Source organism: Desulfosporomusa polytropa (assembly GCF_055380075.1).
On the sequence record NZ_AP042400.1, the window covers coordinates 2,265,088 to 2,290,350 of the forward strand.

Below are 25,263 nucleotides of genomic sequence, written 5' to 3' on the forward strand. Positions count from 1 at the left end.
CATACAACCGCACATCTGGCATTTATGATGCATTACTTACATTGTTCAGTTTTCAGGGAACGTTGTCGTTTACTCAACGGCGGAATATTATAATAGCATTTTTATTTGTTTATGTCAACACTATTTATTTTTCCAATTACTTCCGCCGCTCATAGCGACTTTTATAGATTATCACGTTACTGTTATTACGTCAAATGTTACTTATTGGTAATTAATTATTAGTTGCCCAAAATGTCGTCTCTTTGTATGTCCAAACCTGCACCTAGCAGGTGGGTATCCTTAAGTTTGTTTTTGTCCTCCACTCAAAGGTGGCTCGACAGCTACATACCATTAAATTCCCTATATAGTAAAGTAGGTTGGACATATCTAAGATAACATGCATTCCAGGCATTTTATTGGAGGCGACACCCAGATTTGAACTAGGGGATCAAGGTCTTGCGGACCTTAGCCTTACCACTTGGCCATATCGCCATCTTTTCGGATTAATTATGTCAACAAATTTTATGTCAGTAAAAAAGACCAGTTAGCTGATCTTTAATTCGTTGGCAGGGGCAGAAGGACTTGAACCCTCAACCAACGGTTTTGGAGACCGCTACTCTACCAATTGAGCTATACCCCTGTGTGTATTACTAGGTTTTTAGCCTAGAACCCGCCGGTTATGATCCGGATGATCTACCAAACTGACCTATAGATTCCTTTTTGGTGGGGTTAAACGGACTCGAACCGCCGGCCTCTTCGATGTCAACGAAGCACTCTAACCAACTGAGCTATAACCCCAATATGGATTTTATATTCTATCAGCCTTAGATTAGCTTGTCAATAATACTTTGGTCGGAGCGGCAGGATTCGAACCTGCGGCCCCCTGGTCCCAAGCCAGGTACTCTACCAAACTGAGCCACGCCCCGATCTTTTTATGGCGTCCGCGAAGGGATTCGAACACCAGACCCACGGCTTAGAAGGCCGGTGCTCTATCCGGCTGAGCTACGCGGACTTATATGGTGCCGGAGGTCGGACTCGAACCGACACGGGGTTGCCCCCGGCAGATTTTGAGTCTGCTACGTCTGCCAATTACGTCACTCCGGCAATGGAAATTTAAAAAGGATGTTCGTCAGAACTAAGCGATTCGCACCAATCAGACTTCGCCTCACGACTCGTCTTCTTGGGCTCTCTGCTTATGGTGCGGGAGACAGGAATTGAACCTGCACGCCTCACGGCGCTAGATCCTAAGTCTAGTGCGTCTGCCAGTTCCGCCACTCCCGCGTCCTTGGATTTATTACTATATCAGATGGCCTCATTAATGTCAACATAGTAGATTATGGACATGCTAACCACTTACCCTCATCACAAAATAGATATACTTCCTTATCGGCAATCCGGCAGGTGTAGCGCATACCTTGCAGACCTGCCTTTAATGATGCCGCTTGGCGAATATCTACTACACGGTCAATCGGGAATTTCCGGCCATCTTCCCATATCAGGGAAAGTGGTCTGATTCTGCCTTCTTTATCGTGTTTGGCTACTACTTCTATGTGTACTTTCCCCACATAACTCACCTACTTAAAATAAGATACCGGATGAATCGTATGGTCATCCTTCGGATTGAAGCCAGTTAACTGACGATCAAGCAGCATGGCGCAGCGTTGGACACTGTAATGTCCAAACCGTTTACGGGTAGTATCAATGGTCTTCTCTAGCGTCTCGGTTTCCGAGACAAAAAAGTGCCTCCTTGCATTAGAACATTTGTTATAGAACAAATGTTCTAATGTGTAAAGAGGATGTTACGGGAATATACGCTTAGAAGATAATATCAATTCGTTAAAAAAATAAATCCCCATAGGGTAAGCCAATCACGGCTCCTTATGGGGGTATTGTCGCTTTTCTATAATATTTCGTTAAAAGTAATCTGTACTGAAAAGTCACCTTTACTTGTCCGTTTATCAAGTTTTTAAAACATATACGGTCACATTACGCTTTCCCCATTCGAACGCTTCATCTTGAGTATCCATTGCTAAATCAATGTGATTGCCATTTATCGCTCCCCCTATGTCATCTGCAATGGCTTTGCCATATCCTGGAACGTAAAGTTTTGTTCCAAGTGGAATTACATCTGGGTCAACCGCGCATAGCCCTCTGCGCAGATAGGTACCCATATATGTATAGTCGGTGCAATCCTGGTCATAGCGGGTATATGCAGTAACAAGCATTGGCAAAGCATATAGGTATTCTGGTACGTCGCTATCTTTTTTCGGCGGATTATATGTTGGCTTACGGGGTAAAGGAGAGGTTTTCGGACGAGTACCTTTAAAATTTTTAAGGGCATTCATTGTTTTTTTTCCAACAATACCATCTTCCACTAATCCGCAATCTCTTTGAAACATCTTAACAGCTTGTTGTGTTTGATACCCAAATACCCCATCAGCTTTACCGCCAAGATATTTGGCTTTAATCAGGTATTTTTGCATATCGACAACTTGACTATTACGCATGCCTAATTTCAGTGCAGTAATACTGGTATTTGACGATTGGGATTGGGTAGAGGAACCGATGTTTTTGTGCCCTCCACCAAAAACATCATTAATGATGTTGAATAAAAAGAACCCCGCATAAGCGGGAGCTGGCTGGGAAGCTGAAACACAGAAGGCAAGTAGCAGTACAGTAGCTGATTTTTTAAACATTTCGGTCTAATTCCTTTCTATTAAAATTGCTGCAAAGTTGAAGCTATAAATAATGGATTCAAAGGTTTAGAAGGATCGTTTTGCCTATGTTATCGCACAAATTACCAAAAGTATTAAGGAAAAAAAGGTCCAAAGACGACTTTTTCATCTAGGTATTTTATGGAATAATACAAAAAGCATATACCACTATTTTGAAGGCTCGGATACTCAATTAGACTTTCTAATAGCTTGGAAATCGTCTCCTGTATCCTTCGGTGTGACGGGCAAGATGGCAGTGACATGTCAAAAAAACCGTGGTAATATGGTAGCATAGAATACTTTTAATAATTTTACCGCTACCACTATGCAGGAGGAACGATGAAGTATGAGTGATTTCTTCTTTTTTAGGATTGCGGAACAGAAAATACAAGAGGCAATTGAACAAGGTGAACTTGATAATTTGCCCGGCAAAGGAAAACCGCTAGTCTTTGATGATGCTCAGATACCACAAGAACTCCGCTCTTCGTATAAAATACTAAAAAATAACGGTGTTCTTCCGACTGAGATGGCGCTAAAACGGGAGATTGTATCATTAGAGAGTCTTCTACAGGTCTGTTTGTGTGAGGATAATAAGGAGAATCTACGCAAACAACTTAGTAATAAACAGGTGCAGCTAGGTATCCTTATGGATAAACGCAAACGTCGCAAATAAAAGGTTTTCAATCATATAAAAACATGTGATTGAAGCAAAGATCCGTTTGTTTACTAGGCGTACTTCCTGTTAGTATGTTAAATTACAAAATCATTGCATAGAGCAATTGATTTTGCAATGGTAAAATTATAGATAGCAGAGTTATCTTGGATACTGGACGTCAGCAGTGAGTAGGCCAGCCGGGAGCCGATCCCGGCATAAATATAACAAGCCGTCAGTATTAATACTGACGGCTCAGATCGTCGACAAAAAGGCACCTTACGCTTTGCGTAAGGTGCCTTTTTGAAAGAAATAAACAAAAAATTAATCAGTGATGGTTTAAATTGCGAATAAACTTGGGAAACAGGAGCTAAGAGCCCCTTTCTTCGTTTCCAGGTTGCTAACTTTTTTAAATTCATGCACGCAAAAGTGAGCGTCACCTGCATCTTAACTTTTTGCAGACCACGCAATTGGGTGTATCTCATGGCATGTTTTTCTTTAGCATCGGCAAACACGCGTTCTATCGTTTGACTTCTCTTTTGATAAATCTCTCGATACATGGGGGTATGCCGATAGTCTTCCGCTAATTCCATATACGGTTCCCATACATGGCGCGTAACTATTTTTTGCTGCGCTTTACTTTGCGTACACTGATTTAGAAACTTACAGTCTTTACAGTAATTCGGATCACTTTTATATTCTCGATATCCTTCGCGATTGGTTGTACTGTAAGGTAACACCTGATTGGCAGGACAAAGGATGCAGTCGTTATATTCATCATAGACATATTCATACTTCTTAAAAAAACCAGATTTCGTCATAGGACGCTTATATGGAACGGCTGGTATTCTATTACTATCTATGATTTGCTTCATAATCCACGGAGTTTTATATCCAGCATCTATGGCAATCACTTGAATTTCAGGAAATTTACGGATCAGTTTCTCGTACACTCCATCAAACATTCTACTGTCATGTATATTGCCTGCGCCTACTTCAAAATCGAGTATGAAGTTATGTCGGTCACAGACTGTATTTGCCACATAGGCAAAGCACTTTTCATGCTCACCTTTATGAAACAAGCCGCTTTCTGGATCAGTTGTACTTTCCTTAATGTTTTTCGTTTCCGGAGATTTTGGTGTATCATCATCATCATTTTTTAGTGGTTTCTTCCCATGAGTCTCTCGATCTTTTGCTATTTCCTCATCTAATTGCTGCTGATACTGTTTTGCCTGTTTTTCTACAATTTTATTAGTGGCTTTTTTCTTATTAGCACTTGCTTTGATATGGGTTCCATCAAGGAATGCTGCATTAGCATCAACAAAGCCGCAACGGATTATCTCATCCAAAACCCGAGTAAAAATTCGTTCAAACACATTTGTTCCTTTAAAACGTCTGGCGTAATTCTTCCCGAAGGTTGAAAAGTGGGGGATCGGCTCTCCAATATCATAGCCAATAAACCACCGATAGGCCATATTGACTTCAAGTTCTTTGATAGTTTGACGCATACTGCGAATGCCAAAAAGATATTGAATAAAAACAATTTTAAATAGGGATACCGGGTCAATTCCTGGTTTACCCCACTCGATTTCGCTGTATAATCCTTTTACCTCATCGTAGATGAAACTAAAATCAATGGCTCTATCTATATCTCGTAAAAGATGATTCTCTGGAACCAAATCTTCTAAACATAAAAACTTTATTTGTCTTTGATTTATTCTATTTTTCTTCACATACATAAGAAATCACTCCCAGTTCTATTTTATCATAAAACTGGAAGTGATTGTCCTTTTGTCTACAGTCTGAGCCGTCAGTATTAATACTGACGGCTAATCTTGTCTATTTTATAAAAATATTGGAATTTAGTTTCATGCAAAAAAGCAAAAGAGATTCTTCAACCGCCTTTAGGCTTTTTCTTTGGAAGATGCTAAAATGAATAAAATGAGAATTATTTTTCATTTTATTCCAAGGGAGGTTGTCCTGTGTCTGTAAACTCTTTTGAAAACTACCCCATGAACTGGCGGCCCCGGCTGGAAAAGCGCACTGGTACTCTATATAAAGAACTGTCTGAACAACTGGAAAAGGCTATTCAATGCGGCCAATTAAAACCTGGGACCAAACTGCCGCCCCAGCGCGAGCTGGCTGACTATCTGGATGTCAACCTCAGCACCATCACCAAAGCCTACAAGCTTTGCAGCCTAAAAGGACTCCTACAGACTACTATCGGACGTGGCACCTATATTGCCTATGATGTAATGAACAGTCGCTATCTATGGCCGGACAACTGGAAAAATCCGCAAGTCATCCCCATGGGTGCTACGCGGCCAGACGAGAATTCCTATAAAGACGTACGCAACCAGCTCATGGACCTTTTATCTGAGTCTGACTGTACCAAATGGTTTGACTACGGTACTGAACAGGATATGCTCTGGCATCGCCGGGCAGGCGCTCTGCTTATGGAGCGCGAGGGCTTTGCTGCCGATCCAGAAAATGTCTTTCTCACCAGCGGTGCACAAAATGCACTGATGGCCGCTCTACTTGCAGTCTGCACACACGGAGATGCCGTCGGCGCTGATCCACTGACCTATCCGGGGCTTAAAGGTGCCGCATCTGCTCTGGGTATACGTCTGATTCCACTTCCCTACAATGGGGAAGACATCAATTTCACCGCACTTGCTGCCACCTGTCAGAAAATGCTTCTTAAGGCCTTGTATCTCATGCCGCAAAATCAGAACCCGACCACCCGCACCATGAGTTCTGCCACCAAACAGGCCTTAGCAAAATTTGCTGACGCACATCAGTTATCCATCATTGAAGATGCCTCCTACAACCTTCTTACTACCCGACCAGCCTCGCCGATTGCAAGCCTGCTACCATCTCAGACCTTTTTTATTTCCGGACTTTCCAAAGGCATCGCCCCAGGGTTGCGTCTGGCCTATATGGCCATTCCTCCCCGTTATCATGAAGCCATCACCACTGCGCTCTATACCATGTCCATCACGGTATCACCCCTCATGAGCGAACTTGCCGCCCGGCTTCTCGTATCCGGTGCTGCCTGGAAGACTCTGGCTATGCATCAGAAAGAAACTATCGCCCGAAGCCAACTCACAAAGAAATATCTCGGTCCCTTTCTCACCGATGCAGATGATGCCTGCATCTTCCGATGGCTACACCTGCCTGACAACTGCGCCTATAGTGGCTCTGCCTTTGAACAGTTGGCCCTCCAGAACGGTGTGCAGGTTTACGCAGCCGAGCGCTTCGCCCTCGGAGACAGCTCCCCTGAAAATGCCGTCCGCCTAGCCATCACCGCTCCAGCCAACCGCTCCGAGCTGGAAAAGGGCCTAAAGATATTGCAAAATATGCTTCACGAGCTACAAAATAACCCATGATTTTGCACTTCAAAACATTATCCGCCATACAATGTTTTTATTGTATGGCTATTTTTTATATTCTATACTGAATTGATAATGATATTAATTTACAGAGGAGCAATCTTTTATGAAAACTATCGGATTACTTGGCGGCATGAGCTGGGAAAGCACTGTCACTTATTATCAAATCATCAATGAAACTATCAAGCAACAGTTAGGTGGGCTGCACTCAGCAAAGATTTTACTTTACAGCGTAGATTTTCACGAAATCGAGACCTGTCAGGCCAGTGGTGACTGGAAACGCAGCGCACAGTTTCTGAGCACAGGCATACAGGCTCTGGAAAAAGGTGGTGCAGACTTCATTGTCATTTGCACCAATACCATGCACAAAGTCGTCCCCATGCTTCAGCAAAAAACGCAACTTCCTATCCTGCATATCGCCGAAACAACAGCTGTAGCCCTCAAAAAGAAAAAGATATATAAATCGGCTCTGCTCGCCACAAAATACACGATGGAGCAGGACTTCTACAAAGACAAACTGCTGGCAGGCGGCATTGAAGTACTAATTCCGGATGAAGAAGACCGGGAAATCATAAACCATATCATATACGATGAGCTTTGTCAGGGAAATATACTCCCCACCTCCCAAAAAGAATACCTTCGCATCATTGACGGGCTGTCTGCCCTTGGTGCCCAAGGCGTCATTCTTGGCTGCACAGAGATTGGTCTGCTTATTAAGCAAAAGGACACGCCACTGCCTGTATTCGACACGACAATCATCCACGCCAAGGCTGCGGTTGAAGCTGCTCTTTCTGACGAAAAGGAGGCACAACTGATATGACTGAAGAAGAAAAGATTTTCAACGGTAAAATATTCAATGCCAGCACACCCGAGCTGCGCAAGATTAAGCATGCTGCACATACTGCCTGCCAAAAATACAATACTTTAGACGAAAACGATCCATCACGTCCGGCACTGCTCAAAAATATTCTTGGCAGTATCGGCACCCCCTTTCGCTTCCAAGGTCCCGTGCAGTTCAACTATGGAACACACACCTTCATCGGCAACGGTTTTGTTGCCAACTTCAACCTTCTGGTCATGGACGATGCCCGCATCTATATCGGCACCAATGTAGCCTGCGGCCCGAATGTCTCTCTGTTGGCAACTAGCCATCCCCTGCTTGCTAGCGAGCGTCTTGGGCTCAACCCCGAAGGACAGTCCATAGCTTTTGCGGAATATGCCCAGGAAATCCATATTGACGATAATGTTTGGCTGGCTGCGAATGTAACCATTCTGGGCGGCGTCCATATAGGTGCAAATTCCGTCATCGGCGCTGGCAGTGTCGTCACCCACGATATCCCGCCCAACACACTGGCCGTTGGAATTCCTTGCCGCCCACTGCGGGAAATCACAGCCGCAGACAGCTGCCGCAGTCTATTTCTGCCAGAAGATGACGAACATTTCAAATATAACCTCATGTTTTGACTATGCGGTTCCTGGGCAAATACCAGGATAGTCCTCACGAAGCAAGGAGTTATAATTTCGCAGCAGTAAAAACACATGGACAGGGAATATGTTTCTTGAAGCAATGTCCCTGTCCCCGCGTTTTACTCCGGTTTGGCAAATTGCCGCTAAATATACTACAGGTAAAAATGATGTTCGTGAAGTTATTTATGAGATTAGAAAGATGAATAAATTAGATAATAACGCAAACGTTTATCCTGGGCAGTTTCAGACAGTTCTTCCGTCCCCGCGTCCTATTTGTGTCAGTTATCGTAATGGGCAATAATTGTAGCAACAGAGATAATCGCAGCCCACATAATAAAGATCCTTATCGGCTCTAGTGCTTCTAGCATTATTTCCCCCTATAACCTTATAAACGATCACGGCCTAACCGTAATCACGCCTGACCCATCCGTCTGTGAGCCAAGTCCCGAATAAAATTCTTGATGCAGTCTCTTCATCGATATAATTTGATAAATACCTACAGATTACTGTTGCTTTTCAATAAACCAGCTCCCCTAATCACAATACAAAAATAATAATACGGTTTTGGATGGATTATAATAATGTGTGGACATGAACATCGCAAAATAGTGCGGTATTGTTGAAAAAATGCAAAATAACGTCACACCTTGGATACCAACTTATCCTATTCCCGATTTCCGCTTAATCTTTATCAATGAACCGCACCGTACTTACCCTCTTTATATATTGATATCATAACCCATAAACCGCGAGGTGTAGGAACAATTAAGTAAACCTAACAGCGTTGGAGCAACATCAATGAAAGTCGTCTTCGGCAAGTAATACCCTCATGGAAACCCCCTCTTTTTTTTGCGAAGTCTCTATCTTAAGCAGAACAGATCATAGAAAATAAAGCCCCATATAAGAGTAGTCAACAGTATAGATATAAAGACAACGGCACTGCCCAAATCCTTAGCCTGTTTGGCCAGTGGATGGATTTCTGTTGTCACAAGATCAACAGTCCGTTCAATGGAGCTATTGATGGCTTCAGCAAACAGCGGGAGAAGCAAGGATAATCTTAGTATCCCCATGTAGCCAAAAGGCATATCAACAAAAGATATGGCCAGTTCCAAAAGGCCGGTGACCAGCACTTCCCCGCGAAAAGAGCTTTCATGCTGTAGCATGTCAAGCAGACCAGCCAGAGCATAGCGAGTATTTCTATACAAAGTGTACTGCGGTTTCATCAGCCTCACCTCCCGTCAGTCGATAAATCATGAGGATTATCAGCCATACCCCCAGCATGGTAACAACAGTATGACTGAGAAAGTGAGCTCCTTTTACCATCTGGTAGAAGCCCGTGACCCAGCCTGCGCTAAAGCCAAACAGCAGTAGTCTTCATCAGAAACGACCCAGATATTAGCGAATTTTGGCTGGGCGATTTCACTGCGGTCACTGATGGAAAACCCGTTCGATTTGAAAAAATAATTCATGTTGTCAACTAGCCTCATCGAAATCCCCCTCGCGTAAATCTTCACAAAGATTGCATATGTAATAAAATTATATCAACTGATTATGAAAATAAAATGAAAAATGCTTGGGTTCCGTCAATAGCCGATGACTAAAGGACTTATTCTAGATGGTTTAAGCAACGCTTGTAATCGGTGTGGCACTAGCCCAAGATGCATACTTCATTCTGATCGAGGGTAGTCAAGTGCGACAAGAAGTCGCATGATATATTGCCGAAAGGCTACCCTATCCATTCGGGGTAACCCTATTATGACTAGCGTGAACGGTAACGTTTGGGTTAGAAAGCTCACAAGACAATGTGGGAATCCGAGTAGCCTAAAACTGGAATAACTGCTAGGGTAAGAAAGCTATGGAGAACGTAAAGTGAATCACTGTAGAAATCGTTACGCTGGAAGAAGCGAAATAGGCTGAAACGCTTCGACCAAAATGGTAAGGAGTCGAGCAAAGGCGAATTGGCAAACCAATGCGAATGGATGAAGAACTCCCGGTTTAAAGGTGGCTCCTAAAGCTTTCACAATTATACATCATGCGGAACTTAGTAAACCTTCGCTATCTCCATAAAGGCAGATAATTATCGGCTTTTTCACCTAGAAATTTTTGTGCAAAATTCCGGATTTAATTGCTGGAGGCGATCCGCGACCTTGCAAATCCGCCTTTCGGATACAAAGAACTATTCTTTGTATATAAGCAGATGAGGAATCAATGTCGAGTAGAGGCCTGCCTCGCGACACGCCCCCCTCACGGAACCGTGCGGGCGCTATTAACGCACACGGCTCTTCAAAACAGTATTCACGTGTCCTTAGCCATAGATATTCACATAAATCTTTGGACTGGCAAGTGGAGATCTTTCTTCGAGCTTCCCTTGTCCCCTTCAAGATTGGTTGAAGAAGTTGGAGTGCAACTCTGGCACACACCAGGGGCTAATTTATGCCGTAAAATAAAAAAGTCACCCATCCCTAAGGACAGGCGACTTATGGCACAACCGATAATCTAAGCGGCCGTACTTTAGATTTAGTTGTGGATTTGGCTACGATTAAACTATGTTAGCAGGTTGGACTACATTCATCATTGAAGCAGAAAAATAGTAAAAGTATTATAATGATGATTATAATACAGCTACTATCACGACCTCCTCCGAAATTACCAAATCCCATAAAGCATACCTCCTTCATTATGTATTAGGGACATTACATACTATGCTATACAGGATGGTTTTGCTCCTGGAACCTTATAATAAAAAGCCGCCCACCCGAAGGTAGACGGCACTCCTGTGTGATGTCGATGTCCAGGGACTAAAACTATTTCTCAATAAACCATTTCCCATCCAAATCATCATGAAACAGGGTTAACCTGCTTATTCCGCATCCTACAAACATACTGCATACATGCCCGCCACCGATCAGTGACGGTGCCATGCGAACGTCCAGTATTTTATCGATTTTGAATTTCCGGCCGTCCGGCCAGTCCATTATTAGCGGGTGAATGTTGCCGAATTTATCGTGTTAAATTTTAATCCCTAATGCTATATCTGTATCCTAAAAGCTTAGTCTTTCTAAATCTTTTGGTTGAATTAATAGCCTCCAAGGCAGACAGTTCCCGTAAATCGCCCCATACGCCCAGACGGGATAATTTTTCTGCATCATAATAACCATATTTATAAGCATATGCATTCCATTCCTCATAGCTAGGCCAGTATCCTTTTTCTTTTATGTACATGATACATGCTTGCGTAGATTTAATTAACTCCGGATACATTAGATACCTCCACTAAGTTACCCTCGAAAATATTGATGAATTATCAGACTGCTTTTTGACTTATGGCTGAAAAACAATCTTTACAAACATTTTTTCCCTTGATCTTAGTTACCTCATCTCTACTTTTGCAGAACACACAAGCAAGCTTATGTTTCCGCAAAATGATTTGATCATTATCGGTATCAACTCTTCTAACAATTCCAGTAGCTTTCATTTTTGCTCTCCTTTATCCACCTCATTCGGTAAAATATTACAAGGCAAATATACCAATTTATACAATACCTATTAATCTTTTTTTACCTAGGCATAAAATCACAAAGTTATAAGTAAGTACCTAACCATTACGGCTGATTCATGGGCTAAATATCATCAAAGCACGCTACAGAATAGGTACCCCACAATCCTTTTGTTTGATTACGAATTCATAAGTTAATAATAAACTCCATTATTTAGAATTTATTTAGAATTTATTGGATAAAGCTAAGAAGTCGCCCACACGAAGGTAGACGGCACACACATATAAATATATTGCATAATTGTAATAATATGGTAGGTTCGGATTAGTATCGTATTGCAGGCGAATTTACTATGACATCCTAACGACAATTGCAACCCTTTAGGAATAATAAAATTATAATCGAGATTTACTCGGATTTACATTTCAATCACCGCCCTCGTTTTCCCAGAAAACGTTATAATAGCTAGAGCCTTCGGGCTCTTTTTTTATGCGAAATAAAAAGCCGTACCCCAAAGGATACGGTCAAGATTGGCTAACTGGTGTAAAGTGAGGATAAATAAGGAAAAACTGTTTAAACATAACATTACATAATTTTACAAGAAATGAACAATTTGTAAAAGGTGATGCCAACTGCGTGAATCTCAAAGAAAAAGCATCATTCCATGATGCCATTATGAGAGGAGATAGAATTAGGATAATGAATTCAAAACGGATTTTACTTATTGGAATTACCAGCCTATTAGGAATAAACTTGTCTATATTAATTATTATTTCCCTTCAAGAAACCATTTACCCTCATCACAAAACAAAAATACCTGTTTGCCAGCAATCCGGCATGTGTACCGCCATCCTTGGCCACCAGCTTTTAGCGACGACGCCTGACGAACATCATAAACTTTGTCAATATCCCATTTCCGGCCATCAGCCCAGTGGAGTATTGTTGGTTTTATAATGCCGTTCGTGTCATGTACGGCAGTGATCTGCACAAATACTTTCCACATTCAACACACCTTTTATTAAAAATATGAGACTGGATGAATTACATGGTCATCCTTAGGATTGAATCCAGTGAGCTGCCGATCTAAAAGCATCGCGCAGCGCTGGACACTATAATGCCCAAACCTTCGTCGAATGTTATCAATAGCCTGCTCAAGATTTTCCGCTCCCAAATTATCACCATCAAACAAGTCAATCTGAACATGGCCATCAGCAATTACCAAGTCAGCACCACAAACACCGAGGCTACGGATGGGTTTACTCCAGTTATAGTTTGCCGTGAATAGTACCATGGCTTTCTCCGCGATATCGCTGGAAATAAACGTTGGTACTGGTAATTTCCCCTGTCGTTCAAACGAACATAATTCTTTATCTCTCACATGGATTGCAACCGTTTTGCATTTCAGACCGTGTTTTCTTAGCCTGGCTGCCACGCTTTCGGCAAGCACATAAATAATCAGCTTTACGTCCGTATTATTCACCAAATCCCGCACTGTCGTGGTACTGTTACCAACTGATTTAACGATGCTTTCTTCTCCGTTTTTCCTGACTGGTGCATCATCCAAGCCATTAGCAAACGACCATAAGGTCTCGCCCCATACTCCCAAGAGAAGTCGGAGATTACGTACATCCCTGTTGGCCAGATCACCGATAGTATAGATTCCCCTGTTATTAAGTTTCTGGCCTGTTGATCGACCGACATATAAAAGTTCGCCCACTGGCAGTGGCCAAACCTTATCCCGAAAATTCTCCTCCGTAATGACGGTTGTAGCATCAGGCTTTTTCATGTTGGAACCGAGTTTGGCGAATATTTTATTGAAGGAAACACCAGCAGATGCAATAAGGCCTATCTCTGTTTTAAACCGCTGCCGGATTATATTAGCAATATTAGGCCCTGATCCGAACAGTTTAAGAGAGCCGGTTACGTCGATCCACGCCTCATCAATACCGAAGCTCTCTATTTGGTCCGTGTAGTCAGCATATATCGCTCTGGCCATTTGTGAAAATCGAAGATACTTTTTAAAATCAGCTGACACTTGAACTAATCCTGGACATTTTAGCTTAGCTTCCCAAATCACCTCGCCGGTTTTAATAGCGGCTTGTTTTGCTATTTGAATTTTAGCCAAAACTATTCCGTGACGTGATTCGGCATCACCGCAAACAATTACTGGCTTATCACGGATTTCCGGCCTATAAAGGCACTCGACAGAAGCATAAAAGTTATTTAGGTCGACGTGCAGGATGGTGCGCATACTATCGCGGGCAGCCAGGCTTACGCTCGATCAGGCCTTTAGATTCCAGTACACTTAAATGAGTATGTACGGTTGAGCTGCTTTTTAGTCCGACAGCCGCACCGATTTCCCTGACAGTTGGCGGGTAAGAATGCGAGTATTCGCGTAGAAATTTTAATATTGCTGTTGGTTTGTCTGAACGCATTACAATTGCCCCTTGCAAACATTTGTTTGGCATTGTTTTAGAACAAACGTTTGCAGGTGTAAAGAGGCTATAAAAGGAAAAACCCCTCAGATGAGCGACCAAATTAACACAGTATCATTCATTAAAAAAGTTAACCCCATAGGGTAAGCCGCTGCGGCACCCTACGGGGTTTAACTTTTTTATAATATTTCGTTTGAAGTAATCTGTACTGAAAAGTCACCTATACTTGTCCGTTTAATGACGCTCTTCTTACCGGCGCCATCATCCACGGTAATAACTTGTAGGTTATGCGACATCATAAAATTAAATCAGAACCAGCAGCATGTTCGGTGGAAAGGTGATCAGCATACATAAATCGAGTTTTCCCTGATATAGCATAATCTTGTCGGGAGCGTCTTTTAACATATTTCGAATTAAATTGGTTTGATTACTGACAATCTTTTGATCAGGAGAAGATTTTTCCAGTTCTTCTTTCAAAACAGTAATATTTTGACGAAGGTTATTGCGAAGATTCGCATCAGTAATATGAGTAGAGAGTTGGTCGTTGAGATTAAATAAATCGTTGGCTGATCCCTTAGCCTGCTCCCATTGGTTATCTTTTGATTTGGTCTCAATATCATCGAGCGCTTTTTTCATCTGATTCATAGTTAAGTTCGTGTTTGGCATAGTGTAAGATTGCGATTGTGGTGGCGGCGGTGGCAGCTGATTTTGGGGTCTATCAGCACAACCGGCTGTCGCCATAATCAGGACTATCAAAAAGAAATACAGCAATTTACATGGGAACGATGGATTTCTTTGCATGCCTACAAGCCTCCTTAGATTTGCTACAGTTTATTGTAATTTAACAACAATGACAAAATAACATAAAACTTTAATCCTAGTATTAAGCGGTAAAGTACAGAATATTCGTACGAAAGGAGGGAATCTAGCAGAGTTAAGATACGATTGTGTTTGCCATAACAATATCGAGGGATTGCTGTTCGAATAAAAACAGAACTAGTACTTTAACTCCCGCCGTTTATTTGTCACTAAACTGCTACGCAGTGGCTCTCCAACCTCAAAAAAGTACTTGGCCCCTGATACAAGGGCCGGAGCACTTTTCATATTTTCCCCAGTGTTAAATTATACTCAACTGATGTCCGTGAAGTCGTTTTTGAAATTCGGCGGATAAATAAATTAGATAATAATGCGAACGTTTATCCTGGGCAAGCCTTGAATGTGCCGGTTAGGTCTTAACGCAGATAAAAACTTATTGGCAACTAAGTAAAAAACACGGCCATTGAAAAATGCCGTGTTTTTTCTTTAATACTTCTTTTAAGCAAGGAAACAGCAGAACCGTCACCATGTTTCCTTTGTAATAAAATTATATCAACTGATTATGAAAATAAAATGAAAATGCGAACGTTTATCCTGGGCAAGCTTTAAATGTGCCGGTTAGGCCTTTAAGCAGATAAAAACTTATTGGCAACTAAGTAAAAAACACGGCCATTGAAAAATGCCGTGTTTTTTCTTTAAAACTTCTTTTGAGTAAGGAAACAGTAGAACCGTCACTATGTATCCTTCTGATGTGTTGCCCCAAGGGGAATCCAGTTTTGTTTAAGCTGTAACTGAGTTTGCTTTTTTTCTTGCTTCAGCCAGCGATCAAGTATGCTCAATCCAATGGCATTTACTTTGCACCATTGTTTTTTTACTATGCCACTGGTTTTATATGCTTCCAGCAACACTGTTTTTTCAGTAGATGAATAGGTTTTTCGTTTGCTTGTTTTTCTAATTTCCATAAAGCTTATCCCCCCTGAGATCATTACCCCAGGGTTGAAGCATATATACTATGTGGCGATGAGTTGACGCTTACATTGAATTGACAAATATATAATGACAAAACCTCAGAACTCCTGACTCCTGCAAATGAATTTTGCAGGAGTTCTATTAAACAAACGAGGTTCTCCGTATCGCTTTATAACAGCTAAATCTATTTACTTGACAATTCTCCACTTCACTGTATTGATGGGTGCGGTCTCCGCCATCTTTGAATCCGTTTAAATTGCATTTGGAAAACGGTTAGTATTTCGCGGGTCCAAAATTTGTTCTTTTATAGTTCTGACCGTATTGTTCTAACCATTCTTTAAAAAGTGCAGCATATTTCAAGCGGTTACCTTCCTTTTCAGCATACATCAAATTATCTGCTTTTTCTATAATTTCATGTATACTATTGTCACAGCCCAGATTTCCAACTGACCAGCCAATCGAAATACTAACTGGAATAGTTGAATGTTTCATATTGTACTCAACTATCTGTTCATATAGCCTCTGACAGGCTTTTTGAACAGAAATTACATCAGTAACCGGGATTAATACTGCAAATTCATCACCACCAAGGCGTACAACAATATCACTATGATGAAAGCTTTTTTTTATAATTTGCCCAACAGTAGTTAGTAATGTATCGCCTGCGCCATGCCCCATATTATCGTTAACCATTTTAAGCCCATCAACATCAATTGAGATAAATCCAATCGGATTATAGCGGCCTGTTGAAATCCGAATGATTTCTTGCTCAAAATAATTTCGGTTATACAAACCAGTCAACGAATCATGGAAACCCATGTGCAATAGTTTCCTTGTTGATAAGTAGACAACGCCGATTACAAATAAAAATCCTATAATTAAAAATGCACTGATTAACCAAATGAAACGCATAGAAGAAGACAATATTTCCTTGTTAGTCTGCACAAACACTAAATACCAATCGCTGATGTGGTTTAGTCCATGAAAGTCAAATTTCATAACATTATATGTCTTGTCCATATTATCGATATACTGCTCGAAATGCATTTCTCCGTTCAAAATGCGGGATATCACGAAATTATATTGATTTGACGCCTCTTCGCTAAGAATAAAATCTTTATTGACATGAGAAATTAAAAGTCCTTTATCATCCACCATAAACATATAACCTGTTTGTCCCATCTTGACGTCATTAACAAACTTATCGGTGAAATATTTCATTGGCATTGCCATATGCGCAGCTCCAACAAACTTTCCGTTCTTATAAACCGGCAAAGATATAATAAACGCTGGATTACCATAAATCAAGCTGCGATATACATGGGTAATGATATTCGGCTTACCCTCGTCGTAGATTGACTTAGCCATGGGATGTTCCCCGTTAGACTTTCCTATGGAATCCCCATTTGATGAATCCGCAAAAAATACTCCTCGATTAATTATATGGCGCTTGCCGTCAACAGCCGTCAACTCAAAACTAAAATCCGAACTCAAGTTAGCTGATAAAGCTATATTTTCGTAAAAACTATTTCTATCATGAAAAGAGCGTAAGAAATCATTGGCTCTCACAACCGCATCTAAATCAGTTGGATTTGCACAAGCCTCAATAACCCGCGAGTCATTGACAATCGTTGATAAAACAACAATTTGATCGTCAATCCAAGTTTTAAGGGTTTTATTAGCCTGATCAAGCATTTTTCGACTAAAATCTTCATTCATTCTCATTTGGTTACTACTGTCTAAATGGTAAATAGTACCTGCTAATAATACAAACAAAACAAATATAACCGGTAAAATCACTTGCAAATACCTGATTGTCACCCTTTTGGGAATACTTATGCTGTTTTTCATTTGCTTCACCATTTTCTAAAAGTAGACATAATCTTACATGTTTTTTCGACACATTCAATTAATTTCCTGCAGATAAATTCTGAAATAGTGCTACTTTTTACATGATAGCCCGTTTACATTACCATAGGCAAGCTATAAGGATCAAATTGCGCACAGTGACCATAAAACAAACACATATAAACTATGATACCGTCTATGTAAACCAGAAATTCTTTTTGGCAAATTGCCTCTAAATACACAACTCCCAAGGATGATGTCCGTGAAGTCATGTATGAGATTCGACGGATAAATAAATTAGATAACAATGCACATGTTTATCCTGGACAAGCTTTGAAGATACCTGTTAGGTCGTAAGAACCCATGTGATGGCGGACAAAGTACCTGTCCTTCTTTTTAGTAGCGGATAATTCAAAAAGAATATGCCAGGAAAAAGGTGCTGCAGACAGTAACCAAAGCCATTGAAAGTAAAATTTAGCAATTCGGCGCTGGCGATATAAATTTATCGCCAGCGCCGAATTGCTATTAGATTATTGTTTTTTATTGACATTGGTTATTGTTGGATATATAGTTATCTCAAAAGATAATCTTACCATATCTAACAAAGGGGTTGAAATTACATGAAAAGCTTATATATTGCCTTTAACCAACTGCTGAAATCTTATCAGGATATTGGCTTACTACTCTTCCGGCTGGGAATTGGCAGCATGTTTATGTGGCACGGATTTCCCAAAATTTTTGGTGGAATAGAAAAATGGACTGCACTAGGAAAAACCATGGCAACATTTGGGATAACTTTCGCACCTGCTTTTTGGGGGTTTATGAGCGGTTTTGCCGAGTTCTTTGGCGGCTTACTCATCGCAATAGGCTTATTTTACCGCCTTGCCAGTTTGTTACTTGCCTTCAATTTAGGTGTTGCCTTTCTCAGCCAGATGATTGACAACAAAGGGTTACTGAAGGCATCCCAATCCTTGGAAGACGGCTTTAGCTTCTTGGCAGCACTTTTTGTCGGGCCGGGCAAATACAGCCTGGATGAATATCTGCAAAGGAATGAAAACGCCAAGTAAAAATAACCGGTAAAGGCTAATGTTTATATAAGAAAAACTCTGAAAACTTTGTGATTGCGCTTGCTGAGTAGAGGATTAGCTGCAGAAAGTTTACCGCCCGGTTCATAGTTTCAGCATAACACGGCTTTATCTTAGTCTTTATGAATTTCTACAAGTCTCCTCACAACTACATGAATTACCTCCATATTTCATGTAATCGTATAACTTCGTGTAAGGAAGGGCGAACGTCTATACAAATGAATACCAAAAATGAACCGTTTTTTTAAGATTGTGGCGAAAATTTCTACACAGGAAGGTGCATTATGAGTAAAACAAATAGCGGACATCACCGCTCCAGATTGCAACGTATCGCACGCAGGGTTATGCTTGAAAGGAGTCTTCTTCCAGATTTTTCATCGCAAGCTATCGCAGAGATGAACGAACTTCCCAAAACAATCCCTAGCGATGATAAATCTATCCGTGACCTAAGAAATTTGTTATGGTGTTCAATTGACAATGATGATTCGCAGGACCTGGATCAGCTTACGGTTGCTGTTGAGTTGCCTGAAGGAGCCGTAAAAATCCTTGTTGCCATCGCCGATGTAGATGCCCTTGTGAAAAAATCATCGGCCATTGATGAGCATGCAAGACATAATACAACTTCTATTTATACAGCCGCACAGATATTTACCATGCTGCCCGAAAAGCTTTCTTACGATCTCACATCCTTAAATTATGATGAAGACCGCCTGGCCCTTGTCGTTGAAATCGACCTCTCCGATGACGGAGCTATAAAAAGTTCGAATATATATAGAGCGGTAGTCTGCAATCGGGCCAAACTTGCGTACAACAGCGTCGCCGCATGGCTTGACGACAACGGCTCAATGCCGCCCGAAATCAGCAAGGTAGTTGGTCTGGCCGATAATCTCCGGCTACAACACCGGGTGGCACAAAAACTTAAAAACCTTCGTCACATTCACGGCGCGCTTGACTTTGAAACAATTGAAGCACACCCTGTGTTTGACGAACAAGAAATTAAAGATTTAGAAGTTCAAAGCAAGAATAGCGCCAGGGAACTCATCGAAGATTTTATGATTGCAGCCAATGGCGTTACTGCTCGTTTCCTTGAAGCTAAGAAATTTCCGTCGCTGCGGCGTGTTGTTCGCTCACCTCGAAACTGGAATCGAATCGTTGAGATTTCCGCCAAGCACGATTTTGTGTTGCCCAAGGATGCCGATGCACGGGCATTGGCTCAGTTTTTGGCAGTTGCCAAAAACACCGACCCGCTTCGCTTTCCCGACCTTTCTCTCAGTATTATCAAATTGCTAGGCGCAGGAGAATATGTCGTCGAACGTCCTGGAGAATCCCCCCTCGGGCATTTTGGTCTTGCGGTCAAGGATTACGAACATTCCACCGCGCCTAATCGCAGGTATCCAGATTTAATCACGCAGCGTTTATTAAAGGCTGCAATTTCAGGAAGCCCAATTCCCTATGATATCTCTGAATTAGAAGAGATTGCTAAACACTGTACCGAAACTGAGAATATTGCGCAGAAAGTCGAACGCCAGGTTGCAAAATCGGCTGCGGCAATCTTGCTGGAGTCTAGAATAGGCGAAAAGTTCGATGCGATTATTACTGGCGCTTCACAAAAAGGAGTATGGGTTCGTCTGCTGAATCTACCTGTTGAAGGAAGGCTGGTGGAACACTTTTCCGGCCAGGCCGTGGGGCATAGAGTTCGGGTAAAATTAATTCATACCAACGTGGAGGAAGGATATATCGACTTTAAGAAAATAGATTAACTAAAACCTAGTCCCCCCTACTTTTCATTAGCCATTACATGCAGTTGTTCAGCCATGCTGGTCACTTTGTTGTTTTTCTGGCGCAGCAACAGGCTGGAAGGCCATGTGAAAACTAGCCCCATGTTACCTAAGAGAATACCACCCCAAAAGTAAAACGAATTTAGGTCTACATGCAAAATGGTTCGAGACAATAAAAAAGCCCCCTTACTTTCAGAACGCTCGTTTGGTTTCATTATAGAACAAATGTTCTTCGTGTAAAGAGGAGTTAAATGGTAGTTCTCCATTTTGGGTCAAATCTATTTTTATAATTTTTATAACGATAACACGGTTTGTGTCCGTGTGTTTTTACTTAGGCTATTAACTTCACGAGAAAATATCCAACAATAAGATTAAGCAAACATAACACTGGTATGCCTATAGTAAATAATCTATGGCGTATCTTATGGCGGAAAACGTGCATGCCAAGCAAAATCCCTGACGCTCCAAAGGCTGCAGCACAAACGAAAAAAGTTCGCTCACGGATGCGCCACTCATTCCTGCGAGCCCGGCGCTTGTCCAGCATAACCATCAGAAATGCAGCTAAATTCCATAGAATGAATAGCGCAAACAACGGTGGAAAGCTGCTAATCATATCGCCGATCCCCCTTATCACTTATCTTGCTGCCGTTAAATAAAAATCGTAGAACAGTTAATATTTCAGAGGGTCCATTCTTCTGAGGCAATCAAAAATTTTGCGCGTAGATAGTTTTGTGGCTCAACTGACAGTCGGGAACTGTTAGTTGAGCCTTTTTGCGCGCAAAACTTCCGATTAAACCCTTCAAGAACCGTCCCCTTGTATCCTCCAAGCATAGTGGCATCGACTTTTATCGATTATGAAAAAATCTTGGATACACTCAAAACTTTTGCATCATCTTGCTTACATTATTCCCGTATATCGTTTTCCAATCATTCTTCATAGAAATTGGAATCCAGCCATTTTTCTCACACAGGCTACGGAACTTATGGCAATTGTTTTCGCCGCCAAAGTCACGGACATCGTCATCGCAGACCACACCAAAGGACATACTCTTGTATTTATTATTCGCCAATACATATTGAAGCATGGACTCATCACTGCTACTGTTGCCAAACCCCAGAACCGGCTGCTTGCCGATTTCACGAGCAATATTGGAAACCTTATTCATCTTATTATTAGTCATCTGATAAGGCCCACGAACCAGCTTATCTTTCTGATTGAATACATAGTACATGCCATCAGCGAAGCCCTGATTTTCTGCCAGACTAATGCTGTCCGTACCAATGACGTGATTGGCTTCGATAGGGATTACTCCCTTAAGACACTCACGAACCAGCTGACGATCTGTACCAGTAACGACGTAGACCGTGAAATCATTTGTATTGAGATAGGAGATGACCTCAACCATCGGCAAATAATAGGCTTCCCTAAACGTGATATTGGAAAGTCCATTCAGCGGTGTTTCCATGAAATCATTCACATATGCATTGAACTCCGGTAAAGTCATTCCCTCAAAGGCATAGGCCTGAGCCATATCTTCGCCTTTATCCATGTCCGTGGAGATGGAATGATTCCGCGCGGCTTCCAGACACTGCTTCGCATAAGCTTTCTCGGACTCCGTTGGGGTATAGCTGGAATCGTCTAGCACCCTATGGAGATAAAGTGCCCATTCCGAATAAGTCGGAGCAGTCTCGCAGTAGAATGTTCCATCCATATCAAAGACGGCAATGCGGTCACTGACTGGGATAAAATCATTACTAATCGGGTCTGCGACAGCCTTAACATAATTCATCAATGCTGCTTTCGACGCGCCTCCATCGTTCCAATACTGGAAGTTGCCGCCATCACGGTTTATAGAAATGGCTGCGATTTCTGAAATGGGAGCCGCTTCAATGGCAGTATTTCCTATTGGAAACCCAAGCACTACACTGAGTGCTACGACAGAACATAACTTTTTCAAATTCATTATTAAAAATTCCTCCCTATCATTCTCTTTCTTTTGTACCATAATTCACAAGAGCCTGCTTTGCTGGAGAATTATTCGACTTTCCGCCTCCCTAAAAAATATTTTGTACAACTTTAATATACTCTTTTCAATTTAAAAATTTTGTCATAATTTACATATAATACCATTAAAATTTCGAAGTGTTACGGGAGATGGCAACTAAGTAAAAAACACGGCCATTGAAAAATGCCGTGTTTTTTCTTTAATACTTCTTTTAAGTAAGGAAACAGTAGAACCGTCACCATGTATCATTCTGTCTTTTACGCAAAAAAGCCCCCATCTTTTACTATATCAATAAATGATGGGGGCTTAAGTTGGCAAAGTAACTATCTATTGCTAAACTGCACCGTCTTACACCGTTCGGCGCATTACATCACCTGAAATCGTTAAAATTGAAACCCCGCTCGGCAAATCGTTAAAAGACAGCTATTCATGCAAAAAACCACTGCAGGCGTCAAAGCAGATGTCTGCTTCATAATTTACATCACGATAACCGTCGGGCACCGATAAATTTCTTTTACATCGACAGAACCGTTCCTTAGATGCCCCTAGGCTCATTGTCAGCTTTCTACTATCATTCACAACAATAATCTCAATCAATACAAAATACATATCAACATCAAACTCTTCTATCGCTTCAGCCACTGACAAAATGTGCATAAACTGCTTCGCTGTGCGCCAAACCCCGATTTTTTGACTGCAAAAATCCGGGGGTTTCAGTAGCTTCCTAGCGGGTGAGTTTTCTGAACTTCAGTCGATGCGGCTGCTCGGCTTCTTTGCCAAGGCGTTTTTTGCGTTCGGCTTCGTAGTCCGAATAGTTACCCTCAAAGAAGGTCACGACGGAGTCACCCTCAAAAGCCATGATGTGACTCGCGATGCGATCAAGGAACCAGCGGTCGTGGCTGATGACCAACACGCAACCGGCAAAGTTCTCCAGTGCGTCTTCCAGGGCGCGCATGGTGTTCACGTCCAGGTCGTTGGTGGGTTCGTCAAGGAGGATTACGTTGGCCCCGGTTTTCAGCATCTTGGCCAGATGAACGCGGTTGCGTTCACCGCCGGATAGCACGTCCACTTTCTTTTGCTGGTCCTGTCCCATGATGTTGAAGCGCGCGCAGTAAGCCCGAGAGTTAATCTCGCGGTTGCCTAGCTTGATAGTGTCGTAGCCGTCGCTGATAACTTCGTAGACGGTTTTTTCGGGCTCAAGGGAGTCGCGGTTCTGGTCCACGTAAGCCAAACTAACGGTTTCGCCAACTTTCAGGGTACCACTGTCGGGCTTTTCCTGTCCGGTGATCATCTTGAAGAGAGTGGTTTTACCGGCTCCGTTTGGGCCGATGATACCGACGATGGCTCCAGCCGGAATCATGAAGCTCATGTTTTCCACGAGCACCTTGTCGCCCATGGCTTTGCTGACATTGTCGGCTTCAATGACGATCTTACCCAAGCGCGGTCCCGGTGGAATGTATATTTCCAAATCCTTACCCAAGCGCTCAGACTCATGTGAAAGCATGGCTTCATAAGCGTTGATCCTGGCTTTGCTCTTGGCGTGGCGTCCTTTGGGAGCCATGCGGATCCACTCAAGTTCGCGGGACAGGGTCTTCTGACGTTCAGATTCGCTTTTTTCTTCGTTGGCCAGACGTTGTTGCTTTTGTTCCAGCCAGGAAGAGTAATTGCCCTTCCAGGGAATGCCGCGACCGCGATCAAGTTCAAGAATCCATCCAGCCACGTTGTCAAGGAAGTAACGGTCGTGGGTTACGGCAATTACAGTACCGGGGAAAGTATTTAAAAAATGTTCCAACCAGGATACCGATTCAGCGTCCAGGTGGTTGGTTGGTTCGTCCAGAAGCAGGATGTCCGGGTTTTTCAGCAGCAGGCGGCACAAGGCCACACGGCGGCGTTCACCGCCCGAAATCACCGAAACCGATGAGTCGGGCGGAGGGCAGCGCAAAGCGTCCATGGCCATTTCAAGCTTGGAGTCCAGATCCCAGACGCCCTTGCTGTCCATAAGTTCCTGCACTTCACCCTGGCGGGTGATAAGCGCGTCCATTTCGTCCGGTTCCATGGGCTCGGAAAATTTGGCGTTGATGGCTTCGTACTCATCACGAATCTGAACCAGTTCTTTTACGCCTTCTTCCACCACCTCGCGCACGGTGCGGGTTTCATCCACCAACGGCTCTTGAGGGAGGTAACCGATGGTGTAGCCGGGGGCGATAACGGTCTTACCGTCAAAACTCTGATCTTCTCCGGCCAGTATTTTGAGGAGCGAACTTTTGCCGGATCCGTTCAGACCCAGGACACCGATTTTTGCTCCGTAAAAGTAAGAGAGCGAAATGTCCTTGAGGACTTCTTTCTGCCCGTGTTTTTTAGATACACGGATCATGGAATAAATAATTTTGTCTATTTCCTGACTCATTTACTCACCTCTTAAAAATTTTCAGTTAAAAGTAATAATAATTTCTTGATAACACTATCAAATTTGCGGGCAAATAAACTAATTCTTCATAGCAAATAAAAAACAAGTGCAATTATCTACATATAATTATAGCACATCCCGTCATCGCAACACACTCAACATGTCATCTCATAGGCAGTCAATACGAATCCGCACGCACGCCTTCCATCAAGAGCTTT

The 25,263-nt window shown here is 42.2% G+C and carries 23 protein-coding genes, 7 tRNA genes, 1 other RNA gene and 1 pseudogene; 6 read left to right on the forward strand and 26 right to left on the reverse strand.

The genetic code is table 11. The features are described from left to right. Positions 1 to 219: 219 nt before the first annotated feature. The 10 genes from ssrS to ACZ449_RS12515 form a co-directional block, all read right to left on the reverse strand. Positions 220 to 393: non-coding RNA, 6S RNA (gene ssrS, locus ACZ449_RS12470), on the reverse strand. 3 nt (positions 394 to 396) lie between these two features. After that, positions 397 to 471 (reverse strand) — tRNA-Cys (locus ACZ449_RS12475). 72 nt (positions 472 to 543) lie between these two features. Beyond that, positions 544 to 619, reverse strand: a tRNA-Trp gene (locus ACZ449_RS12480). Between the two features lie 81 nt (positions 620 to 700). Next, positions 701 to 777: transfer RNA gene (locus ACZ449_RS12485), tRNA-Val, on the reverse strand. Between the two features lie 51 nt (positions 778 to 828). Next, a tRNA-Pro gene (locus ACZ449_RS12490) sits at positions 829 to 905 on the reverse strand. A 9-nt stretch (positions 906 to 914) separates the two neighbouring features. Beyond that, a tRNA-Arg gene (locus ACZ449_RS12495) sits at positions 915 to 991 on the reverse strand. A 5-nt stretch (positions 992 to 996) separates the two neighbouring features. Further along, a tRNA-Leu gene (locus ACZ449_RS12500) sits at positions 997 to 1,083 on the reverse strand. A gap of 92 nt (positions 1,084 to 1,175) precedes the next feature. Then, positions 1,176 to 1,260 (reverse strand) — tRNA-Leu (locus ACZ449_RS12505). A 53-nt stretch (positions 1,261 to 1,313) separates the two neighbouring features. Further along, positions 1,314 to 1,544, reverse strand: a complete 231-nt coding sequence (locus ACZ449_RS12510) for a hypothetical protein (protein WP_464261320.1) — start codon at positions 1,542 to 1,544, stop codon at positions 1,314 to 1,316. Positions 1,545 to 1,937: 393 nt separating this feature from the next. Continuing rightward, positions 1,938 to 2,675: a 3D domain-containing protein gene (locus ACZ449_RS12515; protein WP_464261321.1), complete on the reverse strand. Its 738-nt coding sequence runs from the start codon at positions 2,673 to 2,675 to the stop codon at positions 1,938 to 1,940. Between the two features lie 364 nt (positions 2,676 to 3,039). Here ACZ449_RS12515 and ACZ449_RS12520 point away from each other — a divergent pair, with 364 nt between their 5' ends. Beyond that, positions 3,040 to 3,366 carry a DnaJ family domain-containing protein gene (locus ACZ449_RS12520; RefSeq protein ID WP_464261322.1) on the forward strand — a complete coding sequence of 109 codons (327 nt, stop codon included), beginning with the start codon at positions 3,040 to 3,042 and terminating at the stop codon, positions 3,364 to 3,366. Positions 3,367 to 3,737: 371 nt separating this feature from the next. On the opposite strand, the pseudogene ACZ449_RS12525 reads toward ACZ449_RS12520, so the two are convergent. After that, positions 3,738 to 5,084, reverse strand: a pseudogene (locus tag ACZ449_RS12525) (IS1182 family transposase); the annotation flags it as partial. Positions 5,085 to 5,327: 243 nt separating this feature from the next. Between ACZ449_RS12525 and ACZ449_RS12530 the strand changes: the two are divergent. The 3 genes from ACZ449_RS12530 to ACZ449_RS12540 all read left to right on the forward strand — a co-directional run bounded on the left by ACZ449_RS12530 (position 5,328) and on the right by ACZ449_RS12540 (position 8,201). Beyond that, positions 5,328 to 6,734, forward strand: a complete 1,407-nt coding sequence (locus ACZ449_RS12530) for an aminotransferase-like domain-containing protein (RefSeq protein WP_464261323.1) — start codon at positions 5,328 to 5,330, stop codon at positions 6,732 to 6,734. 109 nt (positions 6,735 to 6,843) lie between these two features. Further along, positions 6,844 to 7,557 (forward strand): aspartate/glutamate racemase family protein, encoded by a 714-nt coding sequence (locus tag ACZ449_RS12535; RefSeq protein ID WP_464261324.1) that lies wholly within the window; start codon positions 6,844 to 6,846, stop codon positions 7,555 to 7,557. After that, complete coding sequence (locus ACZ449_RS12540; RefSeq protein ID WP_464261325.1) at positions 7,554 to 8,201, forward strand: sugar O-acetyltransferase; 648 nt, start codon at positions 7,554 to 7,556, stop codon at positions 8,199 to 8,201. The genes ACZ449_RS12535 and ACZ449_RS12540 overlap by 4 nt, the downstream gene beginning before the upstream one ends. Before the next feature lie 863 nt (positions 8,202 to 9,064). On the opposite strand, the gene ACZ449_RS12545 is transcribed toward ACZ449_RS12540, so the two are convergent. The 10 genes from ACZ449_RS12545 to ACZ449_RS12590 form a co-directional block, all read right to left on the reverse strand. Continuing rightward, positions 9,065 to 9,427, reverse strand: coding sequence for a diacylglycerol kinase (locus ACZ449_RS12545; protein ID WP_464261326.1), 363 nt, complete (start codon positions 9,425 to 9,427; stop codon positions 9,065 to 9,067). A gap of 93 nt (positions 9,428 to 9,520) precedes the next feature. Beyond that, the gene (locus ACZ449_RS12550) at positions 9,521 to 9,691 is read right to left on the reverse strand and encodes a hypothetical protein (protein WP_464261327.1); all 171 of its coding nucleotides are present in this window, start codon (positions 9,689 to 9,691) and stop codon (positions 9,521 to 9,523) included. 1,528 nt (positions 9,692 to 11,219) lie between these two features. After that, positions 11,220 to 11,465, reverse strand: coding sequence for a hypothetical protein (locus ACZ449_RS12555; protein ID WP_464261328.1), 246 nt, complete (start codon positions 11,463 to 11,465; stop codon positions 11,220 to 11,222). A 43-nt stretch (positions 11,466 to 11,508) separates the two neighbouring features. Then, complete coding sequence (locus tag ACZ449_RS12560; protein WP_464261329.1) at positions 11,509 to 11,679, reverse strand: hypothetical protein; 171 nt, start codon at positions 11,677 to 11,679, stop codon at positions 11,509 to 11,511. A 791-nt stretch (positions 11,680 to 12,470) separates the two neighbouring features. Further along, complete coding sequence (locus ACZ449_RS12565) at positions 12,471 to 12,704, reverse strand: hypothetical protein (RefSeq protein WP_464261330.1); 234 nt, start codon at positions 12,702 to 12,704, stop codon at positions 12,471 to 12,473. A 15-nt stretch (positions 12,705 to 12,719) separates the two neighbouring features. Beyond that, positions 12,720 to 13,952: a DNA polymerase Y family protein gene (locus ACZ449_RS12570; protein WP_464261331.1), complete on the reverse strand. Its 1,233-nt coding sequence runs from the start codon at positions 13,950 to 13,952 to the stop codon at positions 12,720 to 12,722. 1 nt (position 13,953) lies between these two features. Continuing rightward, positions 13,954 to 14,136 (reverse strand): LexA family protein, encoded by a 183-nt coding sequence (locus ACZ449_RS12575; protein WP_464261332.1) that lies wholly within the window; start codon positions 14,134 to 14,136, stop codon positions 13,954 to 13,956. 303 nt (positions 14,137 to 14,439) lie between these two features. Next, complete coding sequence (locus ACZ449_RS12580) at positions 14,440 to 14,937, reverse strand: hypothetical protein (RefSeq protein WP_464261333.1); 498 nt, start codon at positions 14,935 to 14,937, stop codon at positions 14,440 to 14,442. Positions 14,938 to 15,686: 749 nt separating this feature from the next. Further along, positions 15,687 to 15,914: a hypothetical protein gene (locus tag ACZ449_RS12585; protein ID WP_464261334.1), complete on the reverse strand. Its 228-nt coding sequence runs from the start codon at positions 15,912 to 15,914 to the stop codon at positions 15,687 to 15,689. Between the two features lie 280 nt (positions 15,915 to 16,194). Beyond that, positions 16,195 to 17,772, reverse strand: a complete 1,578-nt coding sequence (locus ACZ449_RS12590) for a diguanylate cyclase domain-containing protein (protein ID WP_464261335.1) — start codon at positions 17,770 to 17,772, stop codon at positions 16,195 to 16,197. A 617-nt stretch (positions 17,773 to 18,389) separates the two neighbouring features. Between ACZ449_RS12590 and ACZ449_RS12595 the strand changes: the two genes are divergently transcribed. Both ACZ449_RS12595 and ACZ449_RS12600 read left to right on the forward strand, forming a co-directional pair. Continuing rightward, positions 18,390 to 18,836, forward strand: coding sequence for a DoxX family protein (locus ACZ449_RS12595; protein ID WP_464261336.1), 447 nt, complete (start codon positions 18,390 to 18,392; stop codon positions 18,834 to 18,836). 302 nt (positions 18,837 to 19,138) lie between these two features. Next, positions 19,139 to 20,614 carry an RNB domain-containing ribonuclease gene (locus tag ACZ449_RS12600; protein WP_464261337.1) on the forward strand — a complete coding sequence of 492 codons (1,476 nt, stop codon included), beginning with the start codon at positions 19,139 to 19,141 and terminating at the stop codon, positions 20,612 to 20,614. Between the two features lie 17 nt (positions 20,615 to 20,631). Here the strand turns inward: ACZ449_RS12600 and ACZ449_RS12605 are convergent, their stop codons facing one another. The 5 genes from ACZ449_RS12605 to ettA form a co-directional block, all read right to left on the reverse strand. Next, the gene (locus tag ACZ449_RS12605) at positions 20,632 to 20,805 is read right to left on the reverse strand and encodes a hypothetical protein (protein WP_464261338.1); all 174 of its coding nucleotides are present in this window, start codon (positions 20,803 to 20,805) and stop codon (positions 20,632 to 20,634) included. 158 nt (positions 20,806 to 20,963) lie between these two features. Beyond that, positions 20,964 to 21,245 (reverse strand): DUF1294 domain-containing protein, encoded by a 282-nt coding sequence (locus tag ACZ449_RS12610; RefSeq protein ID WP_464261339.1) that lies wholly within the window; start codon positions 21,243 to 21,245, stop codon positions 20,964 to 20,966. Positions 21,246 to 21,507: 262 nt separating this feature from the next. Then, positions 21,508 to 22,596 (reverse strand): haloacid dehalogenase-like hydrolase, encoded by a 1,089-nt coding sequence (locus ACZ449_RS12615; RefSeq protein ID WP_464261340.1) that lies wholly within the window; start codon positions 22,594 to 22,596, stop codon positions 21,508 to 21,510. A gap of 465 nt (positions 22,597 to 23,061) precedes the next feature. Then, positions 23,062 to 23,295 carry a hypothetical protein gene (locus tag ACZ449_RS12620; RefSeq protein WP_464261341.1) on the reverse strand — a complete coding sequence of 78 codons (234 nt, stop codon included), beginning with the start codon at positions 23,293 to 23,295 and terminating at the stop codon, positions 23,062 to 23,064. Between the two features lie 67 nt (positions 23,296 to 23,362). Next, complete coding sequence (gene ettA / locus ACZ449_RS12625; protein WP_464261342.1) at positions 23,363 to 25,045, reverse strand: energy-dependent translational throttle protein EttA; 1,683 nt, start codon at positions 25,043 to 25,045, stop codon at positions 23,363 to 23,365. Between the last annotated feature and the right edge of the window lie 218 nt (positions 25,046 to 25,263).